The organism is Luteimonas rhizosphaericola (assembly GCF_029888045.1).
Taxonomy (GTDB): domain Bacteria; phylum Pseudomonadota; class Gammaproteobacteria; order Xanthomonadales; family Xanthomonadaceae; genus Luteimonas; species Luteimonas rhizosphaericola.
Genome location: NZ_JARXRN010000028.1, coordinates 275,149 through 294,848 on the forward strand (window position 1 = coordinate 275,149; position 19,700 = coordinate 294,848).

The window sequence follows — 19,700 nt, forward strand, 5'->3', positions numbered from 1 at the left end:
ATGAGCCGCCCGCCAGAGCGAAACGCACTCGGAACGAGGCGAATGCGACCTGTGCGACCGCGATCCCCGGATGCGGCCTTCGGCCTTATCCGGGCTATGCGATGGCGAACGAGGTGGGACTGCGTAGCCCGGGTAAGCGAAGCGCACCCGGGGGCAATCACCATGCATCTCGCGGTTCAGCGCAGCGCACCCGGCATGTGGCCTGTGGCTTGGGGCTCGCGGCTCAAGGCCCGCGTCGCCGGCATGCCGGCAATTCCCGGATGTGGCTTGTGGCCATATCCGGGCGACGGACAAACGACTCAGCCCGCCTGCACGCACGCGGCATCACGGATCCCGCCGAACCCGCCGCGCGCGCCTCAGCCCTCCCAGCGCCGCAGCACCAGGCTGGCGTTGGTGCCGCCGAAGCCGAAGCTGTTCGACAGCACGGTGCGCAGGTCGGCCTCGCGGCTCTCGCGGGCGAGCGGCAGGCCCTCCGCTTCGGGATCGACGGTGTCCACGTTCGCCGAGCCGGCGATGAAGCCGCGCTGCAGCATCAGCAGGCAGAAGATCGCCTCGTGCACGCTGGTCGCGCCGAGTGAGTGGCCGGTGAGCGACTTGGTCGAGGAGAACGGTGGCATCGCCTCGCCGAACACCGCGCGCATCGCGCGCAGTTCGCTGACGTCGCCGACCGGGGTCGAGGTGCCGTGGGTGTTGATGTAGTCGATGCCGCCGTCGAGGCCTTCGATCGCCATGCGCATGCACGCGATCGCGCCGTCGCCGGACGGCGCCACCATGTCCACGCCGTCGGAGCTGGCGCCGAAGCCGACCAGTTCGCCGAGGATGGTCGCGCCGCGCGCCTGCGCGTGCTCCAGGCTCTCGAGCACCAGGGCGCCGCCGCCGCCGGCGATCACGAATCCGTCGCGGTCGGCGTCGTAGGCGCGCGAGGCGCGTTCCGGGGTGTCATTGTACTTGCTCGACAGCGCGCCCATGCCGTCGAACAGCATGGCCATGCCCCAGCTGACTTCCTCGCCGCCGCCGGCGAACACCACGTCCTGCAGCCCGGCCTGGATCTGCTGCGCGGCCACGCCGATGCAGTGTGCCGAGGTCGCGCAGGCCGAGGCGATCGAATAGTTGAGGCCCTTCACGCCGAACGCGGTGGCCAGGCACGCCGAAACCGTCGAGCTCATCGTGCGCGTGACCTGGTACGGCCCCACGCGCCGGATGCCGCGCGTGCGCAGGGTGTCGGCCGATTCGATCTGGTTGGTCGGCGAGCCGCCGCCCGAGCCCATGATCAGGCCGGTGCGCGGGTTGGACACCTGCGCCTCGTCCAGGCCCGACTGCGCGATCGCGTCGCGCAGCGCAACAAAGGCATAGGCCGCCGCGTCGCCCATGAAGCGGCGCAGCTTGCGGTCGATCAGGGCTTCGAGGTCGAGCTGCGGCACGCCCGAGACCTGGCTGCGTAGCCCCATCTCCGCGTAGACCGGATCGGCGCGGATGCCGGGCCGGCTGTCGCGCAGGGCGCCGGTCACGGTCTCCAGGTCGTTGCCGATGCACGAGACGATGCCCATGCCGGTGACCACCACGCGACGCCCGCCGGAATTCAGGCTCATGCCGCACCGCCCTCCTGCGCTTCGCTGCGCTGGAACAGGCCCACGCGCAGATCGCTGGCGGTGTAGATCTCGGTGCCGTCGCAGTACATGCGCGCATCGGCGATGGCCATGATCAGCCGGCGCTTGATCAGGCGCTTGATGTCGATCTCGTAGCGCACCAGCTTCGCGTCGGGGCCGACCTCGCCGGTGAACTTCACCTCGCCGGCGCCAAGCGCGCGGCCGCGGCCGGGCAGGCGCTGCCAGGTGAGGTGGAATCCGACCAGCTGCCACATCGCGTCCAGGCCCAGGCAGCCGGGCATCACCGGGTCGCCCTGGAAGTGGCACTGGAAGAACCAGAGGTCCGGGCGGATGTCGAGCTCGGCCTCGACCCGGCCCAACCCGTGGGCGCCGCCGTCGTCGTCGATGTGGGTGATGCGGTCGAACATCAGCATCGGCGGCAGCGGCAGCCGGCCGCTGCCGGGATCGAACAGGGTGCCTTCGCCGGAGGCGATCAGTTGTTCGTAGCTGAATGCATCCTTCATCGGGCCGGGCGACTCGCGTGCGGGTGGCCGCGAAGTATCGCGGAATTGCCGTGCAGGTGCCGTACGCGGGGGTAGGTTGGCGGCTGGAGCCGCCCGATTCCGACCAAAGTCGCAGCCCGGCCCCCGCGCGGGCGGAGGCCGGACCGGGCGCCGGCTACTTCGCGCGGCGGGCGATGTAGTAGGCGGCGAGGTTGCCCAGGCCCGTGGCCGCCAGCAGGATCGCGAACAGGCCGGGCGAAGCCTCGGTCCAGTCGAATGCTTCGACCAGGCCGAAGCCGAGCGCCAGCGCGACCAGGATCACGCCCCAGCGCAGCGATGCCTGGCGGCGCCGGGTCTCCTCGCCTTCGATCAAGGTGCGCAGCATGTCCTCGGAGCCGTTGGACTGCAGCATCTGCTTGCGGGCACGGGCATCGACCACGGCCTTGATCGCCAGGTAGACGCAGATGAACAGGGTGATGGGGATGAAGACTTCGAGATTCATGGCGGCAGTCCGGTGATGTGGTCGGGAACAGCGGGTTCGGGACAGGAGATACCGGGCATGCGCCGGCGGTTGCAGTGCGCCCGCCCGCCCGGACGTACGCGGCGCCGGCCGGTGCCGCGCGCGCCGTCGCCGGTCGCCGCCTCGCCCGGCAGGCCCCGTGCCGCTGCGCCGTGTGGCGGCATGCGCGCAGGCGATCCCCCGGCCGGAAACGTGGCCGGTTCGCCGGATCGACCGGCACGCCCGGCCGCCGCTGTCCCCACCATCCGCCCTTGCAACCGCCCGCGCCCCGGGCGTATCCCTGTCCGCAATGACCGCCGCCGCCACCGCCCCGGACCCCCTGCAGGCCGACCGTGCCCTGGTCGCGGCCGTGCTCGACGGCGCGCCGGGCGCGTTCGAGCGGCTGGTGCGCGAGTACCAGGGCCTGTGCTGGCATGTGATCGACCGCATGGTGCGCCATCCCGACGACACCCGCGAGCTGTGCCAGGAGGCGTTCCTGCGGGTGCACCAGGCGCTGCACCAGTACCGCGGCGAGAGCGCGCTGAAGTCGTGGATCGCGCAGGTGGCCTATTCGGTGGCCAAGCGGCACCTGGAGAAGAAGCGGATTCCGATCGCCGAGGTGGCCGGGGAGGGGGACGGGCTGTCGCTGCTCGACCGGGTCGACGACGGTTTCGACCTGGAATCGGCGACGTCCGACGAGGAGGCGGTGGCGCTGCTGCACGCGGCCATCGAGCGGCTGCCGCCGCTGCAGCGCACGCTGCTCACGCTGTATCACCTGGAGGAACTGCCGATCGGCGAGATCTCACGGATCACCGGACTCGCCGAAGGTACGATCAAGAGCCACCTGTTCCGCAGCCGCAAGCAGCTGCGCGGCCTGCTGGAACCGAGCCTGGGAGTCTTCGCCGCATGAACACCTCACCTCCCGATCCCCGCGCGCCGTCGGAGCGCGACTGGCTGGCGCAGGAGCGCATGCTCGCGGGCGCCGGCGACCGGCGCGATGCCCTGCTCGCGCGCGCGCTGCGCACGCCCATCGGCTCCGGGCCGCCGCCCGGGTTCGCGGCCGCCGTCGCGCGCGCGGCGGCCGCGGCGCCGGCGTCGCAGTCGCTGCCCGACGCCGGCCTCGAGCGCGGCCTGCTGCAGACCCTGCTGGGACTGATGGGCGCCGTCGGCATCGGCGCCCTGGCGCTGTACGGCCCGCAGTGGTGGATGCTGGTGCGCGAGGCCTTCGGGCCGGCCGGCGCGCAGTGGGGCCTGGTCGCCGGCGGCTGCCTGCTGCTGTCCTGGCTACCCACGGCCGCGCGCTGGCTGGCGCGGGACGCGAGGCCGACGGCTGTGGCGTGAAGGGCACGCGCCGGCGACGCGTCAGCGCTCGCCGCTGGCGCCCGGGGGCGAATCGGTCGTTGATCGCATTGGCGTGACGGGCGGCGCGATCAGGACCGCGTCTCCATCGGGAGAATCCGACGACGCGTTGGACCGTGGACGATGGGAGGTGCGACGACGCACGCAGGATTGCGCTGGGCCCGGGCTGCCTGCTCGATCCACCGCCGTCCCGCGCGGCGCACCGGCGACGATGTCGCCTCGGCGTCATCGCCGTCGACATCACTGGAGCTACGGAAGGTGGCCGCGCCACGCCCCGGGCGTAGCGCGGCCCGGAGGGGCGCGTCAGTCCACGCGCTGGAGTTCGGTATCGAAGCGACGCGGGTAGCCGCGTTCATCGCTGATGCGCAGCACTTCGTCGGGGTCGGAATCGGGCGCGCCGTAGATCGCGCACGCCACGCCGCCGTTGCCGCGGCCGACGGCATGCAGCCGGTAGCGCGACTGGCCGCTGCCGGTCTCGGGTGGATAGTGGCGCGGCGGTTCCTTGCCGTCGAGGTCGAGTTCGCTGTTGTCGATGAGTCCGCCGACGAACAGTGCGCGCATGGAATGCTCCTCTGGTTGGGGTGCTCCCTCATCGACAGCGTGCCGGGCGGGATGTTCCCGCAGGGTCAAGGCGGCGTGCGCAGCGCGTTGCGGGCGGAAGCGGCGTCGCGCCCCCGGTAGAATCTGCGGCCCGTCGTCCGCCCGCCGCCATGTCCGATCCCGCCCTCGATGCGCTGATGCTGCCGTTCGCCGACCGGCGCCTGGCCTGGCCGGACGCGGGCGCGCTGTTCCTGCGCGCGCGCGAGGGCGCGGCGCTGCATGCGCATGCGCCGCGCGCCGGACTGGTGTGCGAACAGTCGTTCCGGCCCGAGCACGACTCGCTCCAGCGCGCCGGTTTCACGGTTCAGGCGCAGGGCGAGGACACGGCGCCCCTGGTGCTGGTGCTGCCGCCGCGCCAGCGCGACGAGGCGCGGGCGCTGCTGGCCGAGGCCGTGGCGCGGACCGCGCCGGGCGGCACGGTGGTGGCGTCGATGCCCAACGACGCCGGCGCGCGCTCCGGCCAGGCCGACTTCGAGGCCCTGCTGGGACCGGCGAGCGTGCTCAGCAAGCACAAGTGCCGCGTGTTCTGGGCCGAGGCGACGCATGCGGATGCGGCGCTCGCGCAGCGGTGGCGGGCGCTGGACGCGCCTCGGCCGATCCTGGACGGGCGCTGGACCAGCCGCCCGGGCGTGTTCGCGTGGGACCGGATCGACCCGGCCTCCGCCCTGCTGGCCGCGCACCTGTTGCCGACGCTGTCCGGCCACGGCGCCGACCTCGGCGCGGGCTGGGGCTTCCTGTCCAGCGAGGTGCTCGCGCGCTGCCCGGCGGTCACCGCGCTGGACGTGGTGGAAGCCGAGCAGCGCGCGCTCGACTGCGCCCGCGCCAACCTGCAGGCGCATGCCGCGCGGGTGGCGCTGGAATTCCGGTGGCTCGACGTCACGGCGGGGTTGCCCGCGCGCTACGACTTCATCGTCACCAACCCCCCGTTCCACGCCCTGCGCGGCGAGCCGCGGCCCGACCTCGGGCGCGCGTTCATCGCCGCGGCCGCCAACGCGCTGCGGCCCGGCGGCGCGCTGTGGCTGGTGGCCAACCGCCAGCTGCCGTACGAGGAGATGTTCGACGCGCGGTTCGCCAGCGCACGCCTGGTCGCCCAGCAGGGCGGGTTCAAGGTGGTCGAGGCGGTGCGCGGCCGATGAGCGATCCGTCCGCCGCGCCGGTGGCCAAGCTGGTGCGCCACATCGCCAACCTCGGCTACGGCAGCCGCCGGCAGGTGCAGGCGCTGTTCCGCGAGGGCCGCATCACCGATCCCGACGGCGACGTGCTGTACGCCGATGATCGCGTCGCGCATGCGGTGGTGCGCATCGACGGTGAGCCGCTCGACCCGCCGCCCGGCCTGGTGCTGATGCTGCACAAGCCGGTCGGCACCACCTGTTCGACCCGGGATCCCGGCCGGCTGGTCTACGACCTGCTGCCGCCGCGCTTCCGCCAACGCGACCCGCAGCTGTCCACCGTCGGCCGCCTGGACCGCGACACCAGCGGACTGCTGCTGCTGACCGACGACGGCCAGCTGCTGCACCGGATCATCGCGCCGAAATCCAACCTGCCCAAGGTGTACGAAGCGACGCTGGCGCAGCTGCTGCGCGGAGACGAGGCGGCGCTGTTCGCCAGCGGCACGCTGCTGCTGGACTCGGAGCGCACGCCGCTGAAGCCGGCGACGCTGGTGCCGCTGGAGGCCACCCGCGCGCGGCTGGTGCTGACCGAAGGCCGCTACCACCAGGCGCGGCGCATGTTCGCGGCGGTGGGCAACCACGTGGTCGCGCTGCACCGTGCGCAGGTGGGAGGCCTCACGCTGGGCGACCTGCCCGAAGGCCGCTGGCGCGCGCTCGACGCCGGCGACCTGTCGCGGCTGTTCGAAGGTGCCGCGCCATGAGCGCGGTCGCGCCGCTGCCGTGGCGGCCGGATGCGGTCGTGTTCGACATGGACGGGCTGATGCTCGACAGCGAGCGCGCGATCACCGACTGCATGACCCGCGCCGCGGCCGAGGCCGGCCACGACCTGCCCGCCGGCCTGTGGCTGGAGATGGTGGGCACGGGCGATGCCGCCTGCCGCGCCATGCTCGCCGACCGCCTGGGCGAGGTCGCGGCCGACGCCCTGCTGGACCACGCCGGCGCGCTGTACACCGAGGTGGTGGACGCCGGCGTGCCGCATCGGCCGGGCCTGCTCGACCTGCTCGACTGGCTGCAGGCCGCCGGCATCCCGCGCGCGGTCGCCACCTCCACCCGGCGCCCGCTGGCGCTGCGCAAGCTGCGGCGCGCCGGCCTGCTGGAGCGCTTCCATGCGATCTGCACCAGCAGCGATGTCGCCCATCCCAAGCCCGCGCCCGACGTCTACCTGCTGGCGGCGGCGCGGCTCGGGGTCGCGCCGGCGCGCTGCCTGGTGCTGGAGGATTCGCCCACCGGCGTGCGCGCCGCGCTGGCCGCGGGCATGACCCTGGTGCAGGTGCCCGACCTGGTGGCCCCGGACGAGGCGGTGCGCGCGCTGCGCCACCGCATCGTCGAGTCGCTGGGCGAGGCGCAGCGGCTGCTCGAGGCCTGCGTGGGTCCGGACACGCGCGATTCCTGAGCAAGGCGTCCGGATCGATCGCATCGCATGGCGCGGCGCGAACGGGAGCGGCGCGGCGTGCGTGGCTGCGCGCGCGGGGCGGCCACGCGCAGCGCGCGGCTAGGGCGCGTCCGCGCGCCCGGGCCGGCCGGCGTCGCCGTCGTCCAGCAGCGCCTGCCAGCCGTCGAAGCCGAGCGCGCGCACGGTGGCGATGTTGCGCTCGATGATCGCGTCGGGGTCGGGATAGGCGGCCACCGCGCGATCCACGCTGTCCTCGCGCAGCAGGTGCAGGATCGGATAGGGCGCGCGGTTGGTGAGGTTGGCCGGATCGTCGCCGGGCGTGTCGGCGAAGCGGTAGTCCGGGTGGAAGCTGGCCACCTGCAGCACGCCGTCCAGCTCCATCGCCTCCACCAGTGCGTCGGCATCGCCCAGGAAGTCGTTGTAGTCGAGGAAGTCGCCCAGCACCTGCGGATGCACCAGCAGGGTGGTGTCCACCAGGTCGGCCGCGGTGTCGCGCAGCAGCGCGAGTTCCTCGCCCAGCTGTTCGAGCAGGGCGCGCTCGGTGCTGGCGTCGCTGACCACGATCCGCACCTGGCCCTTCGCCACGACCGCCTTGGCGAACGGGCACAGGTTCAGGCCGATCACCGCGCGGTCCAGCCAGCGCCGGACCCGCGCCTCGACCTGCGCGGGATCGAGGGGGGCGTCAGTCACGGAAGTTGTCGAACTGCAGCGGCAGGCCGAAGTCCTCGCCGCGCAGCAGCGCGATCGCGGCCTGCAGGTCGTCGCGCTTCTTGCCGGTCACGCGCAGCTTGTCGCCGTTGATCTGGCTGTCGACCTTGATCTTCGCGTCCTTGAGCTTGCCCTGGATCTTCTTCGCCAGGTCGCGCTCGATGCCCTGGCGCACCGTGACCTTCTGACGTGCGCCGGCGACGTTGGTGTCGATGTCGCCGAACTCCAGGCAGCGCGCGTCGATCTTCCGCGCGATCAGGCGCGCGCGCAGGATGTCGGTCATCTGCTGCAGCTGGAACTCGCTCGGCGCCGACTGCGTGATCACCGCGTCCTCGCGCACGAAGCTCGCGTCCACGCCCTTGAAGTCGAAGCGCGTCGACAGCTCGCGGTTGGCCTGGTCCACGGCGTTGATCAGTTCGTGGGTATCCACTTCGGAAACGATGTCGAAGGAAGGCATGGCGGTCCGGTGTCGGTGGCGGGAGGGCCGGCGCGAGCGGTCTGCGCGGAGGCGCGGCCCGTCGCAGCGTCCGCCCACGCGGGTCGGTCGTGCGCGGCGCTGCTGGCGCGGACATCCCGGCGCGGGCGTCGCGCACAAGGGTACTCCATGGTTGCGCACGCAACGGATGCGCGGCCGGCAGCGAGCCCGTACCGTGTCGCGGCGCCGCTTCCGGCGCGCCTGTCGTCCGCGCGTGCATCCATCCCCCACCATCGGCATCGTCGGCAGCGCGGGCACCTACGGGCGCTGGCTGCAGGCCTTCTTCGCCCGTCGCATGGGCCTGCGCGTGCTCGGGCACGACCCCGGCGACGCGAACAGCGACGCGCCAGATGCGCTGCTCGACCAGGCCGACGTGCTGCTGTTCGCCACCCCCATCCGCGTTACCGCCGCGCTCATCGACGACTACGTGCGCCGGTCGGCGGGACGCGAGGCCGGGCGCCTGTGGCTGGACGTGACCTCGATCAAGCAGGGCGCGGTGGAAGCGATGCTGCGCTCGCGCGCCGAGGTGGTCGGCCTGCATCCGATGACCGCCCCGCCCAAGGCGCCGACCATGAAGGGCCGCGTGGTGGTGGTGTGCGAGGCGCGGCTGGACCGCTGGCGGCCGTGGGTGCAGTCCCTGCTGGAGGCGCTGGAAGCCGAATGCGTGCACGCCAGCGCCGAGCGCCACGACCAGATGATGGCCCTGGTGCAGGCGATGGTGCACGCCTCGCACCTGGCCCAGGCTGGGGTGCTGGACGAGTACGCCGGCCGGCTCGGCGGGCTGGGCGCGATCATGCCCTTCCGCTCCGCCTCGTTCGAACTCGATGCGGCAATCGCCGCGCGCATCCTCTCGCTCAATCCGGCGATCTACGAGGAGATCCAGTTCGGCAACACGCATTCGGCCGAGGTGCTCGACCGCCTGCTGGCGCAATTGACCGAACTGCGCGACCTGGTGCGCGCCGGCGACGACGCGGCGCGCACGCGCTTCCGCGAGCGCTTCCTGCGCAGCCGCGAGGCCTTCGGGCCGCAGGCGCTGGCCGACGGCAACTACGCCTACGAACGCGTGGGCTACCTGCTGGCCGACCTGGTGGGGCCGCGCTACACCAGCGTGCACCTGCCCGAGGACCGCGCCGGTTCGCTGTGCACCCTGCTGCACGTGTTCGAGCGCCATGGCGTGAGCCTGGAATCGATCCACTCCTCGCGCACCCCCGGCGGCGAGGTGCACTTCCGCATCGGTTTCGTACGCGGGACCGACGCCGCGGCGCTGGCGCGCGCCGTGACGGAGATCGACGCCAGCGGCGTCGGGCGCGTGCTGGAAAGCGGCTGAGGTCCGGGCGCGGGTGCCGCATCCGCGCCAGCCCGTCGGGGAATGACGCCGCAACTTGCGTACCCCGGTCCGCACCGTGGCGCCGGGCACGACGGCAGCGGTTGCCGGTGGCGGCGCATGGCATCGCGCAGGGCAGGGCGCGCCGGGCGCCGGCCACGGATGCGGCATCATGCGCATCCCGTCGAGGGCCGATGCCTGCCATGTCCATCCCTGCCGCTCCCATGATCGTCAGCGCCCGTCCCCGCGCCGGTGTCGGTGCGTCGTCGGCGTCGGTCGTGATCGGGTCTGCGCGAGGTCCCGTCCGGGGTCGGGCCGTATGCCCGCGTCCGCGCCCGTGAGCGCGGCGATCGAACCGCGCCCCGGCGCCGCGGCGGCCTGGATGCTGGCCGCTGGTCTTCTGTTCGCCGGCATGGACGCGGGCATGAAGTGGATCTCCACCGACTACCCGCCGTTCCAGGTCGCCACGCTGCGCAGCCTGTCGGCGCTGCCGCTGGTGCTGGCGTGGATCGCGTGGCGCGGGCGCGCCGGCACCCTGCTGCGCGTGCACTGGCGGCTGCACCTGCTGCGCGGGCTGCTGGGCGTCGGGATGATGGTCGGTTTCGTCTACGGCCTGGCGCGGATGCCACTGTCGACCGCCTACACGATCGTGTTCGTCGCGCCGCTGATGGTGACCGCGCTGGCGGTGCCGTTCCTGGGCGAAAAGGTGGGGCCGCGGCGCTGGGCGGCGATCGGGGTCGGCCTGCTCGGCGTGCTGGTGGTGCTGCGCCCGACCGGCGAGGGCGTGGCGACCGTGGCCGGGCTGGCGGTGGTGTTGGCGGCGCTGAGCTACGCGATCGCCGCGATCACCGTGCGCAAGCTGGCGCTGCGCGACAGCCCCGAGGCGATGGTGTTCTGGTTCCTGGTGCTGCTGGGCGCGTTCGCGGGCGCGGTGGCGGCGTTTGACTGGCATCCGGTGCAGCGCGTCCACTGGCCGGTGATCGCGGCCATCGGCGTCACCGGCGCGCTCGGGCAGGTCGCGCTGACCCACGCGTTCCGCCTCGGCGAGGCCAGCCAGATCGCGCCGCTGGAATACGCCGCGCTGGTGTGGGTGGTGCTGCTCGACCTGGTGGTGTGGCAGGCGCTGCCCGATGGCGCCACCTGGCTGGGCGCGGCGATCATCATCGCCAGCGGCCTGTACCTGATCCGCCGCGAGCGCATCGTCGGCGGTCAACGCCCGGACGACGCCGCGCAGACCCCGCCACCCTGACCTCCGATGCCCCTGCTGCTGCTGCCGTTCGTGCTGTTGCTGCTGCTGGCCCTGCTGCTGGTGCTGTGGCCGGTCGGCCTGTGGATGCGTTGGCGCACCGGGCGGGCGCGGCGGCGTGCGCAGCCGCTGATGGTGTCGTTCAATGCCTGGGCGCTGCTGGGCTCGGCGCTGATGCTGCTCGCGGTCGGCGCGATGGCCACGGTCTGGATCGACGGCGCCGCGCTGCACGTGGCGAGCGGGCTGCTGGCCGGCGTGGCGCTGGGCGGGCTCGGGCTGCGGCTGGCGCGGCTGGAGGCCGGCGACGGGCGCCTGCACTACACCGCGCATGCGGGCCTGACCGGGGCGCTGCTCATGCTGGTCGCCGCGCGGGTCGCGCTGGCGGCGTGGCAGGCCTGGCATCGCGCGGTCGAGGGCGTGCCGGCGCCCGTGCCCTGGCCGTGGCTGGCGGATCCGGCCAGCCTGTGGGCGATGGGCGGACTGCTGCTGGGCTACCACCTCGGCTTCGCGTGGACGCTGCGCGGCCGTCTGCGGCGGCTGGGCATGCTGCGGCGCCGCTGATCGGCGCAACGTGAGCCGGATACGACAACGGGCCCGAACAGGGCCCGTTGCCGCAGACATCCGCGCAGCCAGTCAGGCCTGCGCGGTCAGGCGCGTCAGAAGCGCGCGCCCAGGCCGATGCCGACCGTCCACGGGTTGTAGCGCACGTCCCGCTCGACGGTCTGACCGGCGAGCTTCGCATCGGCGTCGCCGTGCAGGTAGCGCGCGTCGGCGCGCGCGAACCAGGTCGGGTTGATGTTCATGTCCACGCCCACCGTGCCGATCGCGCCCTTGGGCGAGGTCAGGCCCACGTGCGAGCCGTCGGCGGTGGCGATGTCCTCGTCGCTGATGTTGGTCTGGTGGTAACCCAGGCCCACGAACGGACGGAATGTCTGGTCCGCATCACCGAAGTGGTACTGGCCGCTCAGCGCGATCGGCTGCGAGTCGACGGTACCGATCTTGCCGCCATCGCCGCGCACGCGGTGGTTGAACTTGTCGGCCGCGCCCCAGAGTTCCACGCCGATGTTGTCGGTGACGTGGTAGGTGGCGCTCAGGGTCGGGGCGACGTCGCCGTCGGCGTCGATGCGCGCGCCGGGCAGCGGGTCGGAGTCGGGCTGCAGGATCGTGGCGCTGCCGACGACCGAAAAGCGCTTGCCGGACGCGGTGTCGCCGCCGTCCTGCGCGAACGCGGCCGGGGCGGCGATGAAGGAAGCGATGGCGGTGGTGAGGGCAATGGAACGCAAGGACTTCATGGGGGACTCCTCATATGGTTGTGGTGCTGCTTTCGCCGTTGAGGTGGGCGATGCCCCTTGGGGGGCGGGCACAACCTAGCGATGCGCGAATGAACCGACCCGATGTCACGCGCTGAACTGGGGACACGCATGCGGCCGGTGTTCATCGCGGTGATGGCAGGCGCGGTCGACGTGACGAAGGCCTTCAGCCTCGGGGCCCGAACCGCGCGCGCTGCGGCGATGGATCACTCCGCATTGACGGCGTCGGGCCCGAACGATGTGAAGACACGCATCCGGCGGCGGGCGGCACCGGATCGAGGTTTCATCCGCAACCATGCGCGGACCCGCGCATGTGTGCGTCGGCGGAGCAAGGCCGTCCTGTTTCCGCGCATACCGTCCGTTGCCGCCGCCGCTGACGACGGCGTGTGGGCGCTTCCGACGTCCACCGGGCGCGTACGGACGCCCGCGCGTCCGCCACGGTTGGCGAGCGGGGGACATGCGGACACAATAGGAATCCCCTTGCCGCTGGAGAGGGCCGTATGGCCGACCTGAAAGAGTCCCGCGTCCCCGATATCGGCGGATACGACGATGTCCCCGTGATCGAGGTGCTGGTGGCGGTCGGCGACAGGGTCGAGAAGGACCAGGGGCTGGTCACGCTCGAATCGGACAAGGCGACGATGGAAGTGCCGGCCGAATTCGGGGGCGTGGTCAAGGAACTGAAGGTCAAGGTCGGCGACACGCTGTCGGAAGGCGGCGTGGTCGCGGTGATCGAGGCCGCGTCGGAGTCTGCCCCGGCCGCGGATCCGAAGCCGGCGGCGGAGGCCAAACCTGCGCCGGCCGCGCCCGCTCCCGACAAGGCGAAGGAACCCGATCCGGCGGTGGAGCCGGTGGCGACCGGATCGAAGCCCGACCGCCTCGCCCAGGCCTCGATCGACGCCCAGGCGGGCAAGGCGCCGCCGCAGGGCGCGCCGCCGGTGCGGTTCGAGGCCGAGGCGCTCATTCCCGGCAAGGTGCCCTACGCGAGCCCGGCGGTGCGGCTGTTCGCGCGCGAACTGGGCGTGGACTTGGCGCAGGTGACCGGCACCGAGAAGGGCGGCCGGATCACGAAGGAAGACGTGCAGAAGTTCGTCAAGGGCGTGCTGTCGGGCGCGACCGCCGCGCCGGCCGCCGCCGGCGGTGGTGGCGGCAGCGGCCTCAACCTGCTGCCGTGGCCGAAGGTCGACTTCTCCAAGTTCGGCGAGGTCGAGGAGAAGCCGCTGTCGCGGATCAAGAAGATCTCCGGCGCGAACCTGGCGCGCAACTGGGCGATGATCCCGCACGTCACCCAGCACGACGACGCCGACATCACGGATCTCGAAGCGCTGCGGGTGCAGCTCAACAAGGAAGAGGAGAAGAGCAAGTCCGGCGTCAAGCTGACCATGCTCGCCTTCCTGATCAAGGCAAGCGCCAATGCGCTGGCGAAGTATCCCGACTTCAACGCCTCGCTCGACGCCGCCGGCGAGACGCTCACGCTCAAGAAGTACTTCCACATCGGCTTCGCCGCCGACACGCCCAACGGCCTCGTGGTGCCGGTGGTGCGCGACGTCGACAGGAAGGGCGTGCTGCAGATCGCGCAGGAGATGGGCGAGCTGGCGAAGAAGGCCCGCGACGGCAAGCTGGGCCCGGCCGAGATGTCGGGCGGCTGCTTCTCGATCAGCTCGCTCGGCGGCATCGGCGGCACCAGCTTCACGCCGATCGTCAACGCGCCGGAAGTCGCGATCCTGGGCGTGTCGAAGTCGTCGATGAAGCCGGTGTGGGACGGCAAGCAGTTCGTGCCGCGCCTGGTGCTGCCGCTGTCGCTGAGCTACGACCACCGCGTGATCGACGGCGCCGCCGCCGCACGCTTCACCGCCTACCTCGCGCAGTTGCTGGCGGACATGCGCCGGGTGCTGCTGTAGGACGCACCGCGGCGGGTCCCGCGCGCCGCGGGCGCGCAGGCGCCGCCGCCCGGGCCTTTCGCCCCGCCGCCCGAGTCACGCCAGCGATGGCGATCCACATCATCTAGCGAGGCCAAGCATGGCGAACACCATTGAAGTGAAGGTCCCCGACATCGGCGGCTACGAGGACGTGCCGGTGATCGAGGTGCTGGTCGCGGTCGGCGACACGGTCGCCAAGGACCAGGGCCTGGTCACGCTGGAGTCGGACAAGGCGACGATGGAAGTACCCGCGTCCGCCGCGGGCGTGGTGAAGGAACTGAAGGTCAAGGTCGGCGACACGCTGTCCGAAGGCGCGGTGGTGGTGGTGCTCGAGGCCGAAGGCGGTGCAGCCTCGGCCGATGCCGGCAAGCCGGCGGCGCCGCCCGCGTCGTCCCCTGCGCCCCCGCGCGACGCGCCCGCCGCCGACAGGCCCGCGCCGTCCCCGCAGCCGGCCGCGGGCGCCGCGTCCGCGGGCTCGGGCGGCCGGGTCGAGGCGACGGTGCCCGACATCGGCGGCTACAGCGACGTGCCGGTGATCGAGGTGCTGGTCGCGGTCGGCGACACGGTGGCCAGGGACCAGGGCCTCGTCACGCTGGAATCGGACAAGGCGACGATGGAGGTGCCGTCCACGGCCGCCGGCGTGATCGCCGAACTGCGGGTCAAGGTGGGCGACACGCTCTCGGAAGGCGCGGTGGTGGCGGTGATCGAAACCGGCGAGGCATCCGTGTCTGCCGAATCGTCCGCGCCTTCGTCGGGACAGAAGGTCGCGCCTGGCAGCAAGCCGCCGGTCGCGCCGTCGCCGCGCGCGCCGGCCGAACCCGAACCGCTGCAGGCGGCGGGCCCCAGCGGCCGCCAGGCCGATGTCGAATGCCGCGTGCTCGTGCTCGGCGCCGGCCCCGGCGGCTACACCGCCGCGTTCCGCGCGGCGGACCTGGGCCTGGATACCGTCCTGGTGGAGCGCTACGCCGCGCTCGGTGGCGTCTGCCTCAACGTGGGCTGCATCCCGTCCAAGGCGCTGCTGCATGCGGCCGACGTGATCGAACAGGCCAGCCACGCGAGCGAATACGGCGTCGACTTCGGCAAGCCGAAGATCGCGCTCGACAAGCTGCGGACGTACAAGGAAAAGGTGGTCGGCCAGCTGACCAAGGGCCTGGCCGGCATGGCCAAGCAGCGCAAGGTGCGGGTGGTGCAGGGCACCGGCCGCTTCGTGTCGGCCAACGAACTGGAGGTCGCCGGCGACGACGGCAAGACCCAACTTCTGCGCTTCGAGCAGTGCATCATCGCCGCCGGTTCGCAGGCGCTCAAGCTGCCCGGCTTCCCGTGGGACGACCCGCGGGTGATGGATTCGACCGACGCGCTCGAGCTGGCCGACGTGCCTTCGAGACTGCTGGTCGTCGGCGGCGGCATCATCGGGCTGGAGATGGCCACCGTGTACCGCGGCCTGGGCAGCGAGGTGACCGTGGTCGAGCTCGCCGATCAGCTGATGCCCGGCGCCGACAAGGACCTGGTCAAGCCGCTGGCGGACCGGCTGAAGAAGGGCGGCGTCTCCACCCACCTGAAGACCAAGGTGGTCGAGGCCAGGGCCGGCAAGAAGGGCATCGAGGTCGATTTCGAGGGCGAGAACATCCCCGAAGGCAAGCTGTTCGATCGCGTGCTGGTGGCGGTGGGCCGCTCGCCGAACGGAAAGAAGATCGATGCCGACAAGGCCGGCGTGCGCGTGACCGAGCGCGGCTTCATCGAGGTCGACGCGCAGATGCGCACCAACGTGCCGCACATCTTCGCGATCGGCGACGTCATCGGCCAGCCGATGCTGGCGCACAAGGCCACGCACGAGGGCAAGCTGGCCGCGGAAGTGGCGGCGGGCGAGAAGAAGGAGTGGGTGGCGCGGGTGATCCCGTCGGTGGCCTACACCGATCCGGAGATCGCCTGGGTCGGCGTGACCGAGACCGAAGCCAGGGCCAAGGGGCTGAAGGTGGGCGTGGGCAAGTTCCCGTGGGCAGCCTCGGGCCGCGCCATCGGCCTGTCGCGCACCGAAGGCTTCACCAAGCTGGTGTTCGACGAGGCCACGCACCGGATCATCGGCGCCGGCATCGTCGGCGTGCACGCGGGCGAACTGATCGCCGAGGCGGCGCTGGCGATCGAGATGGGCTGCGAGGTCGCCGACATCGGCCACACCATCCATCCGCATCCCACGCTCAGCGAATCGGTGGGCATGGCCGCCGAAGTGTTCGACGGCACCATCACCGATCTCTACCTGCCGAAGAAGAAGTAGCCGGCGCGCGCGGCCGCTGGCAGGCGCCGGACAGAACGAAGCCCCGGGGCTGCCGGGGCTTCGCAAGTGGGCGGATGCTGAGGTCGACGAGGATACGGCACCGGCCCACGGGAAGATGGACCGCCATGGCGCCGGAAGGTTCCCGGCGCCATTTCCCGATCGGGCGACCGCGTTCTAGAACCTGAACGTGATGCCGGCCATCGGGCCGTGCACCTTGAACTGTCCGGTGACCCGGCCGCTGACGTCGACCGTGCCGATGTCCGATTCGGCCGGCGCCTCGAACGAGCCGCGGTAGTCGTCGCTCAGCTTCAGGCGGAACCAGTCGTAGCCGGCGTGCAGGGCGATGCGCTCGGTCAGCAGGTACTCCACCAGCAGGCCGCCGCGCTCGAAATGGCCGCGCTCGTCGATGAAATCGCCCCAGCGGGTGTCCAGGTACTGGCCCTGCACTTCCACCCGCCAGCGCGGCGCCGGCGTCCAGGTCAGCCGGCTGTGCAGGTTGGGCGAGGTGCCGTCGCGCTTCCAGCGCACCTGCTCCCACTCCGGATCCAGCTCGTCGGTGCCTGTGGAGCGGCCGGTGGCGTTGGCCTCCAGCTTGGCGTGGGTGACGCCCAGGCCCAGGCCCCACTCGAAGCGCGGGGTGTCGATCACGGCGAAGTCGTAGTTCACGCTCGCCAGTTCGAAGCTCAGCCGGCCATCGAGGTCCACGCTGGGCACCTCGACCGGCTCGCCCGGGATCTCGACCTCGTCGAAGATCGCGCCCGGGTCCACCCAGTCGCCGTCGAAGGTCCACGACTCGTCGCGGCGGTAGTCGTAATAGTTCGCGCGCAGCGACTGCCGCGGCGTCATGTTGAAGACGAACTCGCCGCGCGGGCGCCAGCGACCGTCGACATCGATATCGCCCGCGGCGCCGAAGGATTCGGTTTCCTCGCCATTGGTGGCGATGCCGTCGCCGCGGATGCCGATGTTGGCCTCGGGATTGAACGCCGACAGGCGCAGTTCGAAACGCGCCTCCTCGGCGAAATCCTGCGCTTGCGCGGCGAAGGGGACGGACAGTGTCAGCGCCGCTGCGATGGCGGCGGCGATCGTGGAACGATGGGTCACGGAGTGCTCCTGCAGAACGAAAGTCGTGGGGGTGGCGCAGTGTGTGGCGAGCCATGCTCCGGGTTGCGCGGTGCAACTGCCGTGAAGCCTGCGCACCGTGACGCGCAGCGCATTCCGCGCCGTCGACACGACTGCTGCGCGATTCGACATGCGCTACGCCTCGCGCACGCGTGCACGTTGCGCGCACGCGCGATGTGCTGCGGGTGGCGTCGTCCGTTGCGTCCCGACGCCGCAGCGATGCGGCCGCGATGCCGTGGTACACCGCCTGCTTGGCGTGGCATTGGACACGGCGATGCCGTGATCGGATCTCAAACGTCACGCGGAGCGCACGCCGGTCCGAGCCGTGGGCTCACGCGGATACAGGACGCGGTCCCGACACCAGTCGCCTCATCGTCGCTCCGGCCGTTGAATGCCGGGCCGGTGGCCGGCAGCGGTCCGCGGCCGGCCGCGTCGCGCGAAGCGTCGACCGCGGCAGGCACGCCGCCATGGGTGGCCGTCGCTTCGCCGCCAGGCGGACGGGAGCGCATGGGTCGCAGGGCCGAGCCATGCTGCACTGCACAAGGTTGCTCCCCAAATTGCCCCGCTGCTATACTTTTCAGGCTTTGCAGCAGCCCGAGCCAGGTACACCTCGACCCGATCCGACCCGTCGCGCCGCCCTGCGGATGCCGATGGTCCAGGCCGCGGTCGGACTGACCGGCGCGGGAGTGCTGGCGCTGGCGGCCGGGGGGCGACCCGCGGCGGCCTTCCTGGCGGGTGCGACGGTCATCGCGGCGGGGTTCGCGATGTTCGGCTGGCGCACCGCGGGGCGTTCGCCGGTGGCTCCCGCAGGACGCATGTTCGCGCGTCTGCTGGTGGGAACCGTGCTCAAGTGGCTGGTGATCGGTGCCGGGCTCGTCCTGGCGATGCATGGCGCCGGTCTGCCTGCGGAATTCGTGCTGGGAGGGGCCCTGACGGCCTTCCTGGTCTCCATGATCGGCTTGCCCTGGTTGCTTCGATGATCCGTGATTTCCTCCGCGCTGCCGGCGACAGCCCCAGCGAATACGTCACCCATCACCTCAAGCACTGGCAGGTGTCGATCGGCGACGGCGCGTTCTGGACCGTCAACGTCGACAGCCTGCTCGTGTCGGTACTGCTGGGCGTGCTGACCATCGGCACCTTCTGGCTGGTGGGACGTCGTGCGACCGCCGGCGTGCCCTCGAAGTTCCAGGCCTTCATCGAGATCGTGGTCAGCTTCATCGACACCCAGGTGAAGGACGTCTTCCACGGCAACCGCAGCTTCGTCGCGCCAATCGCGCTCACCATCTTCGTTTGGGTGTTCGCGATGAACGCGCTGAAGATGATCCCGGTCGATTTCTTCCCGGGCGCGGCGGCCGCCGCCGGCCAGGAATACTTCCGCGCCGTGCCCACCACCGACCTCAACATCACCTCGGCCATGGCGCTGGCGGTGCTGCTGCTCATGTTCGGATTCGCCATCGCGGCCAAGGGCGTGGGCGGCTTCGGCAAGGAGCTGCTGAGCGCGCCGTTCCACGGCCACGGCGTGATGAAGGTCGTGCTGGCGCCGTTCAACCTGGCGCTCAACGTCATCGAGTACCTGTCCAAGCCGGTCAGCCTGGCGATGCGACTGTTCGGCAACATGTACGCCGGCGAGCTGGTGTTCCTGCTGATCGCGCTGCTCGGCGCCGCCGGCGGCAACCTGATGATGGAAGCCGCGCTGGGCGCCAAGGCCGGCGGCGCGCTGGCCTTCGTGGGCGCGGTGCTGGCGGGCGCGGCTTGGTCGATCTTCCACATCCTGGTGATCACCCTCCAGGCCTTCATCTTCATGATCCTGTCGGTCGTCTATTTCTCGATGTCGTCCGAAGCGCATTGATCGCGGCCCCGGCCGCGCCACCCGAAGTCGTTTTTCCCTTCACCCTGTAGATCCACCGAGGAAGTCACCATGGAACTCACCGCTCTCATCGCCGCCGTCCAGGGCAACACCGCGCTCGCGATCGGCATCATCATCGGCCTCGGCGCGCTCGGCGCCTGCATCGGCATCGGCATCATGGGCTCGAAGTTCCTCGAGAGCGCCGCGCGCCAGCCGGAACTGGTGCCGATGCTGTCGGGCCGCATGTTCCTGCTCGCCGGCCTGATCGACGCCGCGTTCATCATCGGCCTCGCGATCGCGCTGTTCTTCGCGTTCGCCAACCCGCTGCTGAGCGCCCTGCAGGCAGCCTGACCTGGGCTGTCGGTCGCGCGCCGT

General features: G+C 71.6%; 20 protein-coding genes and 1 pseudogene. 13 read left to right on the top strand and 8 right to left on the bottom strand.

Annotated features, from left to right (window positions below):
• Window positions 1–356: 356 nt before the first annotated feature.
• The 3 genes from fabB to QFW80_RS13735 form a co-directional block, all read right to left on the bottom strand.
• On the bottom strand, window positions 357–1,589 hold the full coding sequence (fabB, locus tag QFW80_RS13725) for a beta-ketoacyl-ACP synthase I (RefSeq protein ID WP_280602539.1): 1,233 nt from the start codon (window positions 1,587–1,589) through the stop codon (window positions 357–359).
• Window positions 1,586–2,110: a 3-hydroxyacyl-[acyl-carrier-protein] dehydratase FabA gene (fabA, locus tag QFW80_RS13730; RefSeq protein WP_280602540.1), complete on the bottom strand. Its 525-nt coding sequence runs from the start codon at window positions 2,108–2,110 to the stop codon at window positions 1,586–1,588. The genes fabB and fabA overlap by 4 nt, the downstream gene beginning before the upstream one ends.
• Before the next feature lie 154 nt (window positions 2,111–2,264).
• Window positions 2,265–2,591 (bottom strand): DUF6249 domain-containing protein, encoded by a 327-nt coding sequence (locus tag QFW80_RS13735; RefSeq protein WP_280602541.1) that lies wholly within the window; start codon window positions 2,589–2,591, stop codon window positions 2,265–2,267.
• A gap of 307 nt (window positions 2,592–2,898) precedes the next feature.
• Here QFW80_RS13735 and QFW80_RS13740 point away from each other — a divergent pair, with 307 nt between their 5' ends.
• Window positions 2,899–3,498 (top strand): RNA polymerase sigma factor, encoded by a 600-nt coding sequence (locus QFW80_RS13740; RefSeq protein WP_280602542.1) that lies wholly within the window; start codon window positions 2,899–2,901, stop codon window positions 3,496–3,498.
• Window positions 3,495–3,929 carry a hypothetical protein gene (locus QFW80_RS13745; protein WP_280602543.1) on the top strand — a complete coding sequence of 145 codons (435 nt, stop codon included), beginning with the start codon at window positions 3,495–3,497 and terminating at the stop codon, window positions 3,927–3,929. Before QFW80_RS13740 ends, QFW80_RS13745 begins: the two co-directional genes overlap by 4 nt.
• A gap of 321 nt (window positions 3,930–4,250) precedes the next feature.
• Here QFW80_RS13745 and QFW80_RS13750 read toward each other — a convergent pair whose 3' ends face one another.
• Window positions 4,251–4,508, bottom strand: coding sequence for a hypothetical protein (locus QFW80_RS13750; protein WP_280602544.1), 258 nt, complete (start codon window positions 4,506–4,508; stop codon window positions 4,251–4,253).
• A 149-nt stretch (window positions 4,509–4,657) separates the two neighbouring features.
• On the opposite strand from QFW80_RS13750, the gene QFW80_RS13755 reads away from it, so the two are divergent.
• From QFW80_RS13755 to QFW80_RS13765, 3 genes are read left to right on the top strand one after another with little or no spacing between them, the layout of a single operon-like run.
• A complete protein-coding gene (locus tag QFW80_RS13755) occupies window positions 4,658–5,683 on the top strand; it encodes a class I SAM-dependent methyltransferase (RefSeq protein WP_280602545.1) in 1,026 nt (341 codons plus the stop codon).
• On the top strand, window positions 5,680–6,417 hold the full coding sequence (locus QFW80_RS13760; protein WP_280602546.1) for a pseudouridine synthase: 738 nt from the start codon (window positions 5,680–5,682) through the stop codon (window positions 6,415–6,417). Before QFW80_RS13755 ends, QFW80_RS13760 begins: the two co-directional genes overlap by 4 nt.
• On the top strand, window positions 6,414–7,109 hold the full coding sequence (locus tag QFW80_RS13765) for an HAD family hydrolase (RefSeq protein ID WP_280602547.1): 696 nt from the start codon (window positions 6,414–6,416) through the stop codon (window positions 7,107–7,109). Before QFW80_RS13760 ends, QFW80_RS13765 begins: the two co-directional genes overlap by 4 nt.
• Window positions 7,110–7,208: 99 nt before the next feature.
• Here QFW80_RS13765 and QFW80_RS13770 read toward each other — a convergent pair whose 3' ends face one another.
• Both QFW80_RS13770 and QFW80_RS13775 read right to left on the bottom strand, forming a co-directional pair.
• Window positions 7,209–7,799, bottom strand: a complete 591-nt coding sequence (locus QFW80_RS13770) for a DUF1415 domain-containing protein (RefSeq protein ID WP_280602548.1) — start codon at window positions 7,797–7,799, stop codon at window positions 7,209–7,211.
• Complete coding sequence (locus QFW80_RS13775) at window positions 7,792–8,274, bottom strand: YajQ family cyclic di-GMP-binding protein (protein WP_280602549.1); 483 nt, start codon at window positions 8,272–8,274, stop codon at window positions 7,792–7,794. The genes QFW80_RS13770 and QFW80_RS13775 overlap by 8 nt, the downstream gene beginning before the upstream one ends.
• Before the next feature lie 232 nt (window positions 8,275–8,506).
• Here QFW80_RS13775 and QFW80_RS13780 point away from each other — a divergent pair, with 232 nt between their 5' ends.
• The 3 genes from QFW80_RS13780 (at window position 8,507) to QFW80_RS13790 (ending at window position 11,423) form a co-directional block, all read left to right on the top strand.
• A complete protein-coding gene (locus QFW80_RS13780; protein WP_280602550.1) occupies window positions 8,507–9,619 on the top strand; it encodes a prephenate dehydrogenase in 1,113 nt (370 codons plus the stop codon).
• A gap of 379 nt (window positions 9,620–9,998) precedes the next feature.
• Window positions 9,999–10,865: a DMT family transporter gene (locus QFW80_RS13785; RefSeq protein WP_280603068.1), complete on the top strand. Its 867-nt coding sequence runs from the start codon at window positions 9,999–10,001 to the stop codon at window positions 10,863–10,865.
• 6 nt (window positions 10,866–10,871) lie between these two features.
• Window positions 10,872–11,423, top strand: coding sequence for a hypothetical protein (locus QFW80_RS13790; RefSeq protein WP_280602551.1), 552 nt, complete (start codon window positions 10,872–10,874; stop codon window positions 11,421–11,423).
• A 95-nt stretch (window positions 11,424–11,518) separates the two neighbouring features.
• Here the strand turns inward: QFW80_RS13790 and QFW80_RS13795 are convergent, their stop codons facing one another.
• Window positions 11,519–12,145, bottom strand: coding sequence for an OmpW/AlkL family protein (locus tag QFW80_RS13795; RefSeq protein WP_425603594.1), 627 nt, complete (start codon window positions 12,143–12,145; stop codon window positions 11,519–11,521).
• Between the two features lie 464 nt (window positions 12,146–12,609).
• Here QFW80_RS13795 and QFW80_RS13800 point away from each other — a divergent pair.
• Window positions 12,610–14,070, top strand: a pseudogene (locus tag QFW80_RS13800) (dihydrolipoyllysine-residue acetyltransferase); the annotation flags it as partial.
• Between the two features lie 118 nt (window positions 14,071–14,188).
• Window positions 14,189–16,360, top strand: a complete 2,172-nt coding sequence (gene lpdA, locus QFW80_RS13805) for a dihydrolipoyl dehydrogenase (RefSeq protein WP_280602554.1) — start codon at window positions 14,189–14,191, stop codon at window positions 16,358–16,360.
• A gap of 174 nt (window positions 16,361–16,534) precedes the next feature.
• On the opposite strand, the gene QFW80_RS13810 is transcribed toward lpdA, so the two are convergent.
• On the bottom strand, window positions 16,535–17,461 hold the full coding sequence (locus QFW80_RS13810; protein WP_280602555.1) for a hypothetical protein: 927 nt from the start codon (window positions 17,459–17,461) through the stop codon (window positions 16,535–16,537).
• A 662-nt stretch (window positions 17,462–18,123) separates the two neighbouring features.
• Between QFW80_RS13810 and QFW80_RS13815 the strand changes: the two genes are divergently transcribed.
• The 3 genes from QFW80_RS13815 to atpE all read left to right on the top strand — a co-directional run bounded on the left by QFW80_RS13815 (window position 18,124) and on the right by atpE (window position 19,676).
• Window positions 18,124–18,459, top strand: coding sequence for a hypothetical protein (locus QFW80_RS13815; protein ID WP_280602556.1), 336 nt, complete (start codon window positions 18,124–18,126; stop codon window positions 18,457–18,459).
• On the top strand, window positions 18,456–19,328 hold the full coding sequence (atpB, locus tag QFW80_RS13820; RefSeq protein WP_280602557.1) for a F0F1 ATP synthase subunit A: 873 nt from the start codon (window positions 18,456–18,458) through the stop codon (window positions 19,326–19,328). Before QFW80_RS13815 ends, atpB begins: the two co-directional genes overlap by 4 nt.
• Before the next feature lie 69 nt (window positions 19,329–19,397).
• On the top strand, window positions 19,398–19,676 hold the full coding sequence (gene atpE, locus QFW80_RS13825) for a F0F1 ATP synthase subunit C (RefSeq protein WP_280602558.1): 279 nt from the start codon (window positions 19,398–19,400) through the stop codon (window positions 19,674–19,676).
• Window positions 19,677–19,700: the final 24 nt, after the last annotated feature.

What these genes read in the sequence shown, in the direction of transcription:
- QFW80_RS13760 (WP_280602546.1), top strand. Translation starts at nt 5,680, where the DNA reads ATGAGCGATCCGTCCGCCGCGCCGGTGGCCAAGCTGGTGCGCCACATC.
- QFW80_RS13745 (WP_280602543.1), top strand. Translation starts at nt 3,495, where the DNA reads ATGAACACCTCACCTCCCGATCCCCGCGCGCCGTCGGAGCGCGACTGG.
- lpdA (WP_280602554.1), top strand. Translation starts at nt 14,189, where the DNA reads ATGGCGAACACCATTGAAGTGAAGGTCCCCGACATCGGCGGCTACGAG.
- fabA (WP_280602540.1), bottom strand. Translation starts at nt 2,110, where the DNA reads ATGAAGGATGCATTCAGCTACGAACAACTGATCGCCTCCGGCGAAGGC.
- QFW80_RS13815 (WP_280602556.1), top strand. Translation starts at nt 18,124, where the DNA reads ATGCCGATGGTCCAGGCCGCGGTCGGACTGACCGGCGCGGGAGTGCTG.
- QFW80_RS13765 (WP_280602547.1), top strand. Translation starts at nt 6,414, where the DNA reads ATGAGCGCGGTCGCGCCGCTGCCGTGGCGGCCGGATGCGGTCGTGTTC.
- QFW80_RS13740 (WP_280602542.1), top strand. Translation starts at nt 2,899, where the DNA reads ATGACCGCCGCCGCCACCGCCCCGGACCCCCTGCAGGCCGACCGTGCC.
- QFW80_RS13750 (WP_280602544.1), bottom strand. Translation starts at nt 4,508, where the DNA reads ATGCGCGCACTGTTCGTCGGCGGACTCATCGACAACAGCGAACTCGAC.
- QFW80_RS13785 (WP_280603068.1), top strand. Translation starts at nt 9,999, where the DNA reads ATGCTGGCCGCTGGTCTTCTGTTCGCCGGCATGGACGCGGGCATGAAG.
- QFW80_RS13790 (WP_280602551.1), top strand. Translation starts at nt 10,872, where the DNA reads ATGCCCCTGCTGCTGCTGCCGTTCGTGCTGTTGCTGCTGCTGGCCCTG.
- QFW80_RS13755 (WP_280602545.1), top strand. Translation starts at nt 4,658, where the DNA reads ATGTCCGATCCCGCCCTCGATGCGCTGATGCTGCCGTTCGCCGACCGG.
- QFW80_RS13735 (WP_280602541.1), bottom strand. Translation starts at nt 2,591, where the DNA reads ATGAATCTCGAAGTCTTCATCCCCATCACCCTGTTCATCTGCGTCTAC.
- atpB (WP_280602557.1), top strand. Translation starts at nt 18,456, where the DNA reads ATGATCCGTGATTTCCTCCGCGCTGCCGGCGACAGCCCCAGCGAATAC.
- fabB (WP_280602539.1), bottom strand. Translation starts at nt 1,589, where the DNA reads ATGAGCCTGAATTCCGGCGGGCGTCGCGTGGTGGTCACCGGCATGGGC.
- atpE (WP_280602558.1), top strand. Translation starts at nt 19,398, where the DNA reads ATGGAACTCACCGCTCTCATCGCCGCCGTCCAGGGCAACACCGCGCTC.
- QFW80_RS13775 (WP_280602549.1), bottom strand. Translation starts at nt 8,274, where the DNA reads ATGCCTTCCTTCGACATCGTTTCCGAAGTGGATACCCACGAACTGATC.